The sequence below is a fragment of the Arthrobacter sp. GAS37 genome (assembly GCF_044908325.1).
In the GTDB taxonomy this organism is placed as follows: Bacteria; Actinomycetota; Actinomycetes; order Actinomycetales; family Micrococcaceae; genus Arthrobacter; species Arthrobacter ramosus.
Genome location: NZ_JBIYDB010000002.1, coordinates 25,311 through 38,616, shown reverse-complemented (window position 1 = coordinate 38,616; position 13,306 = coordinate 25,311). Strand labels below are relative to the sequence as shown.

Annotated in this window: 10 protein-coding genes; 4 read left to right on the top strand and 6 right to left on the bottom strand. The window is 64.4% G+C overall.

From position 1 onward, the window contains the following. Positions 1 to 130: 130 nt before the first annotated feature. The 3 genes from glpK to ABH924_RS02395 form a co-directional block, all read right to left on the bottom strand. The gene (gene glpK, locus ABH924_RS02405; protein WP_404496620.1) at positions 131 to 1,645 is read right to left on the bottom strand and encodes a glycerol kinase GlpK; all 1,515 of its coding nucleotides are present in this window, start codon (positions 1,643 to 1,645) and stop codon (positions 131 to 133) included. Positions 1,646 to 1,703: 58 nt separating this feature from the next. Further along, entirely contained in the window at positions 1,704 to 2,453 is a 750-nt protein-coding gene (locus tag ABH924_RS02400; RefSeq protein WP_234754211.1) for an MIP/aquaporin family protein, read from the bottom strand. A 174-nt stretch (positions 2,454 to 2,627) separates the two neighbouring features. Further along, complete coding sequence (locus ABH924_RS02395; protein ID WP_404496618.1) at positions 2,628 to 4,427, bottom strand: glycerol-3-phosphate dehydrogenase/oxidase; 1,800 nt, start codon at positions 4,425 to 4,427, stop codon at positions 2,628 to 2,630. Positions 4,428 to 4,551: 124 nt separating this feature from the next. Between ABH924_RS02395 and ABH924_RS02390 the strand changes: the two genes are divergently transcribed. Genes ABH924_RS02390 through ABH924_RS02375 form a run of 4 tightly spaced genes read left to right on the top strand, consistent with a single transcriptional unit; the run spans position 4,552 to position 8,490 of the window. Further along, a complete protein-coding gene (locus ABH924_RS02390) occupies positions 4,552 to 5,514 on the top strand; it encodes a sugar-binding transcriptional regulator (protein ID WP_404496616.1) in 963 nt (320 codons plus the stop codon). A gap of 54 nt (positions 5,515 to 5,568) precedes the next feature. After that, entirely contained in the window at positions 5,569 to 6,450 is an 882-nt protein-coding gene (locus tag ABH924_RS02385; protein WP_404496614.1) for an aldo/keto reductase, read from the top strand. 10 nt (positions 6,451 to 6,460) lie between these two features. Next, entirely contained in the window at positions 6,461 to 7,408 is a 948-nt protein-coding gene (locus tag ABH924_RS02380; RefSeq protein ID WP_404496612.1) for an alpha/beta fold hydrolase, read from the top strand. After that, on the top strand, positions 7,405 to 8,490 hold the full coding sequence (locus ABH924_RS02375) for a glycosyltransferase family 4 protein (protein WP_404496610.1): 1,086 nt from the start codon (positions 7,405 to 7,407) through the stop codon (positions 8,488 to 8,490). Before ABH924_RS02380 ends, ABH924_RS02375 begins: the two co-directional genes overlap by 4 nt. On the opposite strand, the gene ABH924_RS02370 is transcribed toward ABH924_RS02375, so the two are convergent. From ABH924_RS02370 to coaBC, 3 genes are all read right to left on the bottom strand, one after another. Then, positions 8,487 to 10,631, bottom strand: coding sequence for a primosomal protein N' (locus ABH924_RS02370; RefSeq protein WP_404496609.1), 2,145 nt, complete (start codon positions 10,629 to 10,631; stop codon positions 8,487 to 8,489). The two genes, ABH924_RS02375 and ABH924_RS02370, sit on opposite strands and share 4 nt — an antisense overlap. Before the next feature lie 87 nt (positions 10,632 to 10,718). Further along, positions 10,719 to 11,948 (bottom strand): methionine adenosyltransferase, encoded by a 1,230-nt coding sequence (gene metK, locus ABH924_RS02365; RefSeq protein ID WP_234754218.1) that lies wholly within the window; start codon positions 11,946 to 11,948, stop codon positions 10,719 to 10,721. Between the two features lie 92 nt (positions 11,949 to 12,040). Then, entirely contained in the window at positions 12,041 to 13,288 is a 1,248-nt protein-coding gene (coaBC, locus tag ABH924_RS02360) for a bifunctional phosphopantothenoylcysteine decarboxylase/phosphopantothenate--cysteine ligase CoaBC (RefSeq protein WP_404496607.1), read from the bottom strand. Positions 13,289 to 13,306: the final 18 nt, after the last annotated feature.

The following is a 13,306-nucleotide window of genomic DNA, read 5'->3' as shown; positions in this document are numbered from 1 at the left end:
CCAAGCCCATGGCGTGGTTTCAAGGGACCGTGCAGTGCCGATTGAGGTTCCGGGGACTCCCCGCCATGGTGTGGTGGGCACCGCGAAGCGGGCGGGCGGGAGTCCCCGGAACCTCTCTCAAGGGTTGAACCTACTTAACGTCCTCGTCCACCCAATCCATGGACTTGGTCACTGCCTTCTTCCACAGGCGCATCTGCCGCTCCTGCTCTTCGGCCGGAAGCTGTGGCTCCCAGCGCTTGTCCTCGCCCCAGTTTGAGCTGAGTTCGCCGAGGTCCTTCCAGAAGCCGACGGCGAGGCCGGCCGCGTAGGCGGCACCCAGGGCCGTGGTTTCCACGACCTTCGGACGGACCACGGGCACACCCAGGATGTCGGCCTGGAACTGCATGAGCGCCTCATTGGCGACCATGCCGCCGTCGACCTTCAACTCGGTCAGCGGAACGCCCGAGTCCGCGTTGACGGCGTCGAGCACTTCGCGGGTCTGGAAGGCGGTGGCCTCCAGGGCCGCGCGGGCGATGTGGCCCTTGTTGGCAAAACGGGTCAGGCCAACGATGGCACCGCGGGCGTCTGCGCGCCAGTACGGGGCGAACAGGCCGGAGAATGCGGGCACGATGTAGACGCCGCCGTTGTCCTCGACGCCTGCCGCCAGCGTCTCCACTTCGGGAGCGGAGCTGATTATGCCGAGGTTGTCGCGGAGCCACTGGATCAGTGAGCCCGTGACAGCGATGGACCCTTCCAGTGCGTAGTGCGGCTTGGCGTCGCCCAGCTTGTAGCCGAGCGTGGTCAGCAGGCCGTTCTTCGAGTGGACGATTTCTTCGCCCGTGTTGAAGATCAGGAAGCAACCGGTGCCGTAGGTGTTCTTGGCCTCGCCGGCCTGGAACGCCGCCTGGCCGAAGGTTGCCGCCTGCTGGTCGCCCAGGATGCCTGCGACGGGCACTTCGCGCAGCAGCTGCGAGGTGTGGACCGTGCCGTAGACCTCGGAGGAGGACTTGATGGCGGGCATCATCGACGCCGGCACGCCGAACGCGTCCAGAATTTCCTGGTCCCATTGCAAGGTGTCGAGGTCCATGAACATGGTGCGCGAGGCGTTGGTCACGTCCGTGGCGTGTACGCCACCGTCCACGCCGCCTGTCAGGTTCCACAGGACCCAGCAGTCGGTGTTGCCGAAGATGAGGTCCCCGGCTTCAGCCTTGGCTCGCGCACCTTCGACGTTGTCCAGGATCCACTTGATCTTGGTGCCGGAGAAGTAGGTGGCCAAGGGCAGGCCGACCTTTTGCTTGAAACGCTCGGGGCCGCCGTCCTGGGCCAGTTCGTCCACGATGGATTGTGTGCGCGTGTCCTGCCAGACGATCGCGTTGTAGATCGGCTCGCCCGTGTTCTTGTCCCACACAACGGCGGTTTCGCGCTGGTTGGTGATGCCGACGGCAGCGATGTCGTGCCGGGTCAGGTTGGCCTTGGACAACGCAGAGCCGACGACCTCCCTGACGTTGTCCCAGATCTCCACCGGGTTGTGTTCCACCCATCCGGCCTGGGGGAAGATCTGCTCGTGTTCCATCTGGCCGGAGGAAACAATGTTTCCCGAGTGATCGAACACGATGGCACGCGAGCTGGTGGTTCCCTGGTCAATGGCGATGACGTATTGCGACATTTTGACGTCCTTGTCTGCTTGCTTTGGTGTGGATGCGGGATAGGTGCTGAGCGGTCTACTACTTGGCGACGGTGGCCATGATCGGTATTGAGTGGGCGACGAGTCCGGCGATGGTTCCACCCAGGAGCGGGCCGACTATCGGGACCCAGGAGTAGGCCCAGTCGCTGGAGCCCTTGCCCTTGATCGGCAGAATAGCGTGGGCGATACGCGGACCGAGGTCACGGGCGGGGTTGATCGCATAGCCCGTCGGGCCGCCAAGGGACGCGCCGATGCCGACGACGAGCAATGCCACCGCGAGCGGTCCCAGGCCGGAGGGAGTTCCGCCGAAGGTCAGGATCACGAACACCAGCACAAAGGTGCCGATGATTTCGGTGACAAGATTCCAGGGATATGAGCGGATAGCCGGACCGGTGGAGAACACCGCGAGTTTGCTGGCTGCCAGCGGCTCGGCGTCGAAGTGCTGCTTGTGGGCGAGCCACGCGAAGATGGCGCCGAGGAAGGCGCCGGTCAGTTCTCCACCGAAGTAGGTGAACGTGGATGCCGCGCTCACGGCGACCCCCGGGGCGAACTCGGCCTTGCCGTCAACCAAGAGGCCAAGCGTGACGGCCGGGTTCAGGTGCGCGCCGGACATAGCCGCCACGTATACGCCGGCAAACACAGCGATGCCCCAGCCAAAATTCACCATCAGGAACCCGCCGTTGTTACCCTTCGTGCCTTTCAGCGCGACGTTTGCCACAACGCCGCAACCAAGCAGGGTAAGCATTCCGGTTCCGAACACTTCGGAAAGGAAAACAATTCCGAGAGACATCTTTGACTCCTCATTTTCTTCTGTTGTCAGCCCTGCAGGTTTTGTGGGGGCCGTTGGGGCGGCGTCTGTTAGCGCCGTCCCGGTTGCGGTCCTCCCTTGCGGAGCGGAAGACCGCAACCCTTGTGTCCAGGCTTCTTGGCCGGAACAATCAAGCTGATGTGACGTACATTACGTTCATGCGACGAGGCTGTGAACAGTCACGCCATGAAAACGTAGAAGCACCTCCTGTGCATGTTGGATTTCCGCTTCACGCTTCGCTGAATCCCAGCCAAGCTGCGTGGCGAGGACTTCGGCAATTTCGTTCAGGAGCTCCCCGGTCACGAGGCCCCGGAAGGCCAGCGAGGTGCGGCGGATGAGGACGTCCACAAGGTGCCCGAGCTGTTCGTTGAGGGCCATGAACTCGAGCTCCCGGACGCTGAGCTCGTTCGTGGAGCGCAGCTTCCGGTCCTCGCCTGCCTTGAGGTAGGCGATGACGTCCCCGGCGCGCGTGCCGTAGCGGGTCAGCAGGCCGCTGACCCGGTCGGCACCGAGACCGGGGGCCATGTGCGTCTTGACCCAGTCCTGGACTCCGTCTTCGCTGTCCGGGAAACCCAGGCCGCCTCCGATGGCGAGCTTCGCCGTCGAGGTCTTCCGCTCCATGCCCAGCTCGCGGAGGACGTCGTTGCTCAGGTGTTCGGCGAGGGCCCGGAAAGTGGTCCACTTTCCGCCGATCAATGAAAGTACGACGGCGGCCTTGCCGCCTTGGGCGGCCGCCGTATCGGAGGCTTTCCGCTCGCTTCGCTCGATGCGGTAGTCGCGGGATACGAAGCCCGGCTGGGTGTCATCGTGGCGCGGAAGCGGCCGGACGCCGGCGAAGCTGTAGACGATATGGCTGCGCTCGACCTTGATGGAGGGGAAGACGTGGCCGACGAGGTCGAAGAAGTAGTCAATCTCGGCTTCGGTGCACACGGCATCCTGGGCCATGTCGGCCTCGACGTCGGTGGTGCCGACCAGGACACGGTCACCCATCGGGTAGATCAGCACGATCCGCCCGTCCGTGTGTTCGAAGAAAATCTCGCGGCCGCCGCACGCTGCGAGCAATTCCGGGTGGTCCAGGACAATGTGGGAGCCCTTGGTTCCGCCCATGAAACGGCTCGCGGCACCCATTGCCTCGTTGGTGAGGTCCACCCAGGCGCCGGTGGTGTTGACGATCACGTCGGCCTGGAAGCTGAATTCTTCGCCCGTGAGTTCATCGCGCAGCAAAACAGCGCCGGCTGAATCGGCGTCTGAAGCCTTTGAGACAAGCGAGACGTAGTTGCTGGCCCTGGCCCTGCCGCCCGGCAAGCCGGTTCCGATACCCGCCTTTTCGCCGTCCTGCAGCACATCGAGCGTCAAGCGCTCCGGGTTGTGCACGGAGGCGTCAAAGTAGGTGGCTGCGTATTTGATTCCGGGGTGCAATCGCGGCAACTCAGCCAAGGCTTTCTCTTTGCCACGGAACTGATGGCGGGGGACGCTGCCGCCGTCGCGGGAGAAGAAGTCGTACATGCTCAGTCCGAGCTTGATGAGGAAGGCGCCGCGTTCTTTTGGTTTGCCTTGCTTGTGCGTGAGGAAGCGTGTGGGGGCGGAAAGTATTCCGGAGAAGGTGCTGAAGATGGGGATGGTCGTCTGCAGGGGCTTGACGTAATGGGGAGCGATCTTCAAAAGCCGGTTGCGCTCGACCACCGATTCCTGAACGAGGCGGAATTCCCCGTTCTCGAGGTAGCGGATGCCGCCGTGGATCATGTGGGATGAGGCTCCGCTGGCGCCTTGGCAGTAATCGCCGCGTTCCACGAGGGCGACGTCCACTCCCTGCAGTGCCAAATCACGGAAGGTTCCGACGCCGTTGATGCCGCCACCGATGATCAGCACCTGGGCCTGCGGCCGTTCGCGAAGTGCCGAAACCGAGGTCCGACGGGGTGATCCTGCTGCGGAACCGGAATTGCTGGTGTATCCCAAAACTGCTCCCTTGGGCTTTGGTGTGTGCGCTGCATCACTTGACGTCGCACCTTGCACAACTATTCTTCGAAAGAATGGAAAATGAAATCAAGCTACTTGCACAAACGTGCAGAACGGAATTGAGATGCCACGATCACGACATTCTGAGGCCCTCCGGGCAGCACAGATGTACTACCTCCAGGACCTCACCATGGACGCCATAGCCCACGAGCTTCGGACCTCGCGTTCGACGGTCTCCCGGTTGCTGTCCTCGGCCCGCGAGTCGGGACTGGTCCAGATCCAGATCCGCAGTCCGCTGGATTCCGCCCCCGAACTGGAACGTATGATCCGCAACCACTACGGCGTCGACGTGCACGTGGTGCCCGTCCTGGACACCTTGAACGAGGCGGAAACCCTAGACCGGGTGGCGACCCAGGCCGCACGGACCATTGGTCCCTTGGTCGATTCCAACGCCATCATCGGAGTGGCCTGGGGTGCGACCATCAGCGCAGTCAGCAGACACCTGACGCGCAAGATCACGCACGGCAGCACCATCGTGCAGCTCAACGGTGCCGGCAACATGCAGACCACCGGCATCACCTACGCCAGCGACATCATGCGCCGTTTCGGCATGGCCTACGGTGCGCGGGTGGAACAGTTCCCGGTACCCGCCTTTTTCGACCACGCTTCCACCAAGATCGCCATGTGGAATGAGCGCAGCGTCCAGCGCGTGCTCGACCTCCAAGCCAGAATGAGCATCGCCATCTTCGGTGTCGGCTCGGTGCATTCGGACTATCCCAGCCATGTCTACGCAGGCGGCTACCTCGATGAAACAGACCTGAATCTGCTGGCCAGCTCGGACGTCGTGGGCGATGTTGCCACCGTCTTCTTCCGCGCCGACGGCTCTTCCGACGGCATCACCCTGAACGAGCGGTCCACCGGCCCAAGCCACGAGCAACTCAGGCAGGTCCGCCGCCGGATCTGCGTCGTCTCGGGTGCATCCAAGATCAACGGACTTCGCGGAGCACTCAAAGCGAGGCTGGCAACAGATCTGATCCTGGACGAGGCCACGGCGAAGCGCCTGGTCAGTTTCGGCAGCCCTTCCTGAATAATTGGAGGACCCAGAAACATTCCCGGCATCGAGGTAGGTAGAGTCTTGGCTATGAAACCCTCGCCTAGGCTCAGTCTGAACAACGGTGTCTTGATTGACCAGTTGGGGTTCGGGCTTTACAAGGTGCCGCCGGCGGACGCCACGTCTTTGGTCGCCACTGCGCTGGGCGCCGGCTACAGGCACTTCGATACAGCCGCCATGTATGGCAATGAGACCGGGGTCGGCCGCGGCCTCGGCAGTGCGGTCATACCCCCGCCCGGCGTGGACAGCAACACGGGAGGCTCCGGGGAGGGCACCCACGGTCTCTCCCGCGAAGACGTCTTTGTCACCACCAAGCTCTGGAACGACGACCAGGGCTACGACTCCACGCTCCGCGCCTTCGATACCTCCATGGCCAATCTCGGCCTCGACTACGTCGACCTGTACCTGATCCACTGGCCCTGCGCAGGGCGCGGCTTGTTCCAGGAAAGCTACCGGGCCATGGAAACCCTGTACCGCGAAGGCCGGGTCCGCGCGATCGGAGTCTCCAACTTCCAGCCTGCCCATCTCGAAGCACTCATGCAAAAAGCCGAAGTGGTCCCGGCGGTGAACCAGATTGAACTGCACCCATGGTTGCAGCAGACGCGGCTCCGGACCCTCCACGAGCAATTGCGCATCCGCACCGAGGCGTGGAGCCCGTTGGGCCGGGGCCAGGTCCTTCAGGATCCTGCCGTCCGGGCGCTCGCGGACAAATACCGAAAGACACCTGCGCAGATCATCATCCGCTGGCACCTCCAGCTCGGAAATATCGTCATCCCGAAAGCGAGCACCGCGGCACGCATCCAGGAGAACTTCAATGTCTTCGGCTTCGAGCTCGATGCCGACGACATGGATGGCCTGGCCGCCCTCGAACGCCACCACCGCACCGGGTCACACCCGGACAACGTCAACTAGGACCTGCCGAATGGAACAAGTGGACACCAACCACTCCCCCGAACCCGCACCAGCCTCCCCACGCGAGTTCTTCAGCAAGGCCTTGGCCTCCCGGACGAGTGCCTCGGACATCGACCTCGACGGCAGTAACGTCGCCTATTGGTGCTACGAACCGGTCAAGGTGACCGCGGATACCCGGACCATACTGGTCATTCACGGTTTCCGCGGCGACCACCACGGCCTGCTCCGCGTCGTAGACCACCTGCCGGAAATGCGGGTCATCATGCCCGACCTTCCCGGCTTTGGCAGCTCGGAACCTTTCGCCGGGGACCCCCACACCGTGGAACGCTATGGGAAGTTCATCACAAGTTTCATGGCGGCCCTGGGTCTCGGACCGGACACAGTTCTCTTGGGGCACTCCTTCGGATCCATTGTCGCCAGCCACTTCGCCGCCGCGAATCCGGGCGCCATCCGTCCGCTGATCCTGGTCAATCCCATCGCTGCTCCCGCGCTTGAAGGGCCCAAAGGCCTCATGACCAAGCTGGCAGTCCTGTACTACCAGGTCTCCGCCAAGCTCCCGCGCCGGCTGGGACTCGCCGTCCTGCGCAGCCGCCTCATCGTCCGCGTCATGAGCGCCGCGATGGCCAAGACCCGGGACAAGGAACTCCGGGCCTTTGTCCATGGCCAGCACGATGCGTACTTCTCGGCGTTCGCGGACCGGGCGAGCCTCCTGGAGTCCTTCCGGGCTTCGGTGTCCAGCCATGTCGCCGAGGTCGCCGGGCAGTTGGATCTTCCCGTGTTGTTGGTGGCCGGCGAGAAAGACGAGATCGCCCTGCTCCGCGACCAGCACAAGCTGTTGGAGATGCTCCCGGACGGCGCGCTGGAAGTGATTCCCGACGTCGGGCATTTGATCCACTACGAGACACCGGCGCCGGCCGCCGCCGCCATCCGCAGCTTCCTGGAGGAACACCCCGCGTGAAAATCGTCATAGATGCCCGCTTTACCCGCACGGACCATCATGACGGGATCAGCCGCTACGGATCGAGCCTCATTGCGGCGACGTCCAAGATCGCGGATGTCACGATGCTCATCAGCGACAAGCGTCAGTTGGCGCTCCTCCCTGATGTCCCCTACGTTCACATCAGCAGCCCGCTGTCCCCCCGCGAACTGTTCGTGGCGCGCGAAGTCAACAAGCTCGGGGCCGATGTCGTGGTTTGCCCGATGCAGACCATGGGCACCTGGGGCCGCAAGTACGGACTTGTCCTGACCTTGCACGACCTCATCTACTATGAGCACCCGGCACCTCCGGGCTTCCTGCCCGCACCGGTCCGGCTGCTCTGGCGGCTCTACCACAAGGCCTACTGGCCGCAGCGATTGCTTCTCAACCGGGCCGACGTCGTTGCCACCATCAGCCACACCACCGAGTCGCTCATGGCGAAGTTCAATTTGACCCGCCGCCCGGTCCGGATCGTGGGCAACGCGCCACAGCCGGGCCAGACTCCCCGCGATCCGGCGGCCGGCGCCGAGAAATCCCTGCTCTACATGGGCTCGTTCATGCCCTACAAAAATGTGGAAACAATGATCCAGGGAATGGCCGAATTGCCCGGATTCACGCTGCATCTGCTCAGCAGGATCACCCCCCAGCGCCGGGCCGAGCTGGAGCCCTTGGTGCCGCCGGGCGCGAACGTCGAGTTCCACAACGGCGTCACGGATGCCGAATACGACTCCCTCCTGGTCCGGGCCACCGCCCTCGTCAGCCTGTCCAAAGCGGAAGGCTATGGGCTGCCCCTGGTCGAGGCGATGGCTCTTGGCACTCCCGTGATCGCCAGTGACACTCCCATCTTCCGTGAGGTCGGCGGGGACGCCGTGAGCTATGTGCATTCCGAATCGCCGGGCGAATTTGCCGCGGCAGTGAAAGCCCTTGAAGATGCGGAATTGTGGCAGACGCGCTCACGCCGCTCCGTGGAACGCGCGGCTGAATTCAATTGGGACGAATCGGCCCGCCAACTGCTGGCCGTGGCCGAAGAGGTCGTTACGATGCGCAGCCGCAAGCGGCGCTAGAGGACGTCGACGCCGTCGAGCCGCAACTGCACGGGTCCCGAGGTGCGCTTCGCCGCACTGGCGGCTTTGACTGCCCGCATGGAACGGGTGGCAACAGCTGCTTGGGCATAAGGAATGAAGATCAGCGTCCGGACGTCCGGCTCGCGCTCCGGTTCTACTGCACGCTGCGCCGACAGAGTGAGAGAGACCGGCGCGGGGCCCGCGGTGCGGAGTTGGATGTTTTCGGCCAGGCTTTCGGTAAAGTGCACGACGTCGGCGCGCTTGCCCGTCACTGACGCGATCCGGACTGCGGGGGGCAACTGGAGTTCCTGCCGCAGTGCCAGCTCGCGGGAGGCGTATCCCGCAGGGTCCCAGCGCAACAGGGCACCCGTCGCGGTTGTGTCGTCGGCAGTGATGATAACGAGCCCGCCTTCATTCGCGGGCCGCACGAGGGCTGCAGCGTTGAACCATCGCCGCACTGTGTCCTCCCCGGCGCGCAGGTTCTCCCTGCGCAGGAGCGAATTGCCATCCAGGAGCAGCGCCGCCGCGTAGCCGCCGCTTGCAATCGGCTCAGCGCCCACGGTTGCCACCACGAGGGCACGGGCATCGGACACCGTGGCTTTGATCTGGTCCCCCGAAGACGTCACGACGGCCTTGCCTGGAAAAGCCCTGCCTAGTTCTTCCGCGGTCCGCAGCACACCGGCGGCCCCCCTGCGAAGACGGCCTCCGCCGCAATGGCGGCAACGCCACTCCGGGGCCGGGGTGGAGCACCAGCGGCACTGCGGCAGGGCCGATTGTCCGGCGATCGCGAGGGGGCCCTGGCAGTTGTTGCACCTGGCGGTTTCGCGGCAATCCTCGCAGACAAGGGATGGGGCGTAGCCGGCCCGGGCCACCTGTACCAGGACGGGTCCGCGTTCCAGTCCCTCTTTGGCGGCCCGCCAGGCGGCGCCGGGCAAGCGTGCGATCTTTGCCAGGGGGTCGCGTTCCTGCTCGAAGCTGTCAGCTGTATTGAGCACCCGGGGCGTGCTGGCTCGGACCAGCGGCCGGGGGGCTTCCACTGGCACGGCCCAGCCGCCCTCAACAAGCCGCTGAAGTTCGGTGCTGCGGGTATGCGCAGCCATGAGGCACGCCGCTGATTCCTGTTCCGAACGCAAGAGCAGGATTTCCCGGGTGTGGGCGTAGGGGGCGCGCTGGTCAATGTGGAGGTCGTCGCCGTCGTCCCAGCACACCACCAGCCCCAGGTCCTGCACCGGAGCGTAAGCTGCCGAGCGGGTGCCGACTGCCACTTTTGCCGCGCCGCTGAGGAGCCGAAGGTAGCTTCGGTACCGCGGTGTCGGGCCGTCGTCGGCCGTCAACCGCGCGACGTCCCCTGCCGGCAGGACAGCGCGCAGGGCCGCTTCCATGCGGTCGAGATCACGGTAGTCGGGAACGACGACGACGGCGCCCCGCCCTGAGGAGCGGACTGCCGCCACCGCAGACGCCACAAGCCCGGGCCAGCCGGCGGTTCCAAAACCCCGGGTTGCAGTCAAGACGGCACGGGGTGAGCCACCCCCGGCCAGGTGTTGCAGGTAGGGCGTCCCGTTTGTGTAGGAAGCCCACGCCGCTTGGGCCTGGGAAGCGGAACCCTGGGAAGCGGTGCCATGCCCGTCCGGGGTGTCCGGCTCGTCCGGTTCGTCCAGGCGGGAATCGCCGGACAGGAGCTGCTTCTCCAGGCGCGCGACGCGGGGCGGAATGGCAGTGCGGAGGACGTCGCTGAGCGTCCCGGCGTAGCGGGCCGCGACACTGGAGGCAAGCTCCAGCAACGCAGGAGTCAGCACCGGAACGGCTGAAACCACCTTGAGAAGCGGAGTCAGGCCATGCCCGGCTTCTGACGATTCAATGCGCCCCAGGACGTAGCCGTTGAGTTCCTGGCCGCTGAAGCGGACTTTGACCCGGACGCCGGCCAGGGCGCTCCCGTCCAACTCGGCCGGGACGCTGTAGTCGAAAGGCCTGTCGAGATGCGGCAAGGATGATTCGATCAGGACCCGTGCCACCGGATTGTTCGCCGCGAGCGGTGGCCCGGCGACGTCGCTCCCGCGCGAAGGGAAGCCTTGCAACAAGGACGGCTGATGGGACGGCGAAGGCAACGCCATGGCAAACGGAAGCAGCGAACCATCGCTCATGCTTGTCACCTCCCTGGAGTGCCGGATGCCTTGGGGCAATCCAAGCAGGCACCACCGACAATGCCGGCTCTGGCCGGAGCAGCCAAGTCAGGCGTTGAAGAATTCCTTCAGTTCGTCCACGCGGTCCAATCGTTCCCACGTGAAGTCCGGCTCGTCGCGGCCGAAATGGCCATGCGCCGCGGTCTTTGCGTAGATGGGGCGCTTGAGGTCGAGAGCGTCGATGATGGCGCGCGGACGGAGATCGAAGATCTCCGCAATCGCTTCGCTGATCTTGGCCGGGTCGACAGTCTCGGTACCGAAGGTTTCGACGTACGTGCCTACCGGACGCGCCTGGCCGATCGCGTAGGCGATCTGGATTTCGGCCCGCTTGGCCAAGCCTGCGGCTACGACGTTCTTCGCTACCCAGCGCATCGCGTAGGCCGCCGAGCGGTCCACCTTCGACGGATCCTTGCCGGAGAAGGCACCGCCGCCGTGGCGGGCCATGCCGCCGTACGTGTCAACGATGATCTTGCGGCCTGTCAGCCCGGCGTCGCCGACGGGACCGCCGATGACGAAGGCACCGGCCGGGTTCAGGATGTTCGCGACGTGGGAGATGTCCAGGTTGGACACAGCCAGGACGGGCTCGATCACGTGCGAGGCGAGATCGGCGCGCAGGCGATCGAGGTGGGTCCCTTCGGCGTGCTGGCTGGAGATGACCACCGTTTCAACGGAAACCGGACGGTCGCGGTCGTATCCGACCGTCACCTGGGTCTTGCCGTCAGGACGGAGGTAGGCCAGTTCGCCGCTCTTGCGGACTTCGGTGAGACGCTCGGACAGCCGATGGGCGAGCCAAATGGGCGTCGGCATGTAGGACGGGGTCTCGTCGCTCGCGTAGCCGAACATGATGCCCTGGTCACCGGCGCCCTGGAGGTCGTAGTCGTCCTCCTGGCGGCCTTCGCGGGCTTCGAGCGAATTGAAGACGCCACCGGCTATGTCGTTGGACTGCTGTCCGATGGAGACAGACACGCCGCAACGGGCGCCGTCGAAGCCGTTGGCCGACGAGTCGTAACCGATGCCGAGGATGGTCTCGCGGACGATCTGCGGGATTTCAACATACGCATCCGTCGTGACTTCACCGGCTACGTGCACCAAGCCTGTGGTGGCCATGGTTTCAACAGCCACGCGCGATTCAGGGTCTGCGGCCAGGAGCGCATCGAGGATGGCGTCGCTGATCTGGTCGCAGATTTTGTCCGGGTGCCCTTCCGTGACCGACTCTGAGGTGAAGAGCCGGAGCTTGGACGGGATGCCGTGGGATTCATGGTGCAGCGGTAAAGTCACTCGACTACCTTACTCGGTTGGGGGCGGCCGGCTTCCGCCGTATGTCCCTATGCTAAGGATGGACCAGCTAAGCAATGAGCCTCACCCGGCGCCTAGCTGGCCGGGTGTACCCGGCTCAGTTCAGTGCTGATGCGGTCAATAACAGCGGCGGCGACGTCGGATTTGGAACCTGCCGCCGACTGCGGCGCAGCGCCATGGCCGGAGAGAATGATCACAGAATTCTGGTCCTGGCCGAACACGCGCCCGACGCCGACCTGGTTGACCACTAAAAGGTCACAGCCTTTGCGTTTGAGCTTGGCGGTGGCGTGCTCCAGGACGTTGCCGTCCTCGTCCCCGGTTTCGGCCGCAAATCCGATGATCAACTGCGTGGATGCCTCAGCGTCGCGACGTAACACCAGCTCATGCAGGATGTCCGGGTTCTGCACGAGGCGCACCACGGGGGCGTCGTTGCCGTTGACCTTCTTGATTTTCGTGTCTGAAACTTCGGCGGGGCGGAAGTCCGCGACGGCTGCGGCCATGATCACGACATCGGAGCCGACGGCGGCTTCCAGTGCGGCGTCACGGAGCTCCAATGCGGATTCAACCTGGATCAGTTCGACGCCCGCAGGTGCCTGTACTTCCATGTGGGCAGCGAGGAACCTCACGTGAGCGCCTGCGTCAAGGGCCGCGGCGGCCAGCGCAACACCTTGTTTGCCGGAAGACCTGTTCCCAAGGAACCGGACTGGATCCAGGGACTCCCTGGTGCCGCCGGCGGAGATCGTGATGGTGCGCCCGGCCAGGGGTTTCGGGCCAGCAAGCCGGGTTGAGGGCGAGGAGGCGTCGACCAAAGCCATAGCGGCTGCGAAGATGGCTTCCGGCTCGGGGAGTCTGCCTGGCCCGGAGTCCGCGCCTGTGAGCCGGCCCACTGCGGGTTCCAGGACGGTGATGCCCCGGCTGCGCAGTGTTTCCACGTTCGCCTGGGTGGCTTGGTTGTGCCACATTTCGGTGTGCATTGCGGGAGCGAAAAGCACCGGGCCGTGGGCCATCAGGAGTGTATTGGTCAGCAGATCCCCCGCTTGGCCGGTTGCTGCCTTGGCCAGCAGGTCGGCAGTCGCCGGGGCGACCACGATGAGATCCGCCTCATGACCGAGACGGACGTGGTTGACCTTCTCCACGTCGTCAAAGACGCTGTTGCTCACCGGATTGCCCGAGAGGGCCTCCCATGTAGCCACGCCGACAAACCGGTTGGCGGCCTCCGTGGGAATGACCGTGACATTGTGTCCGGCCTCAGTAAAAAGCCGGAGGAGCGATGCAACCTTGTAGGCTGCGATCCCTCCCCCGACTCCGAGGACTATGCGCACGTGACCTCCGTCAACAGG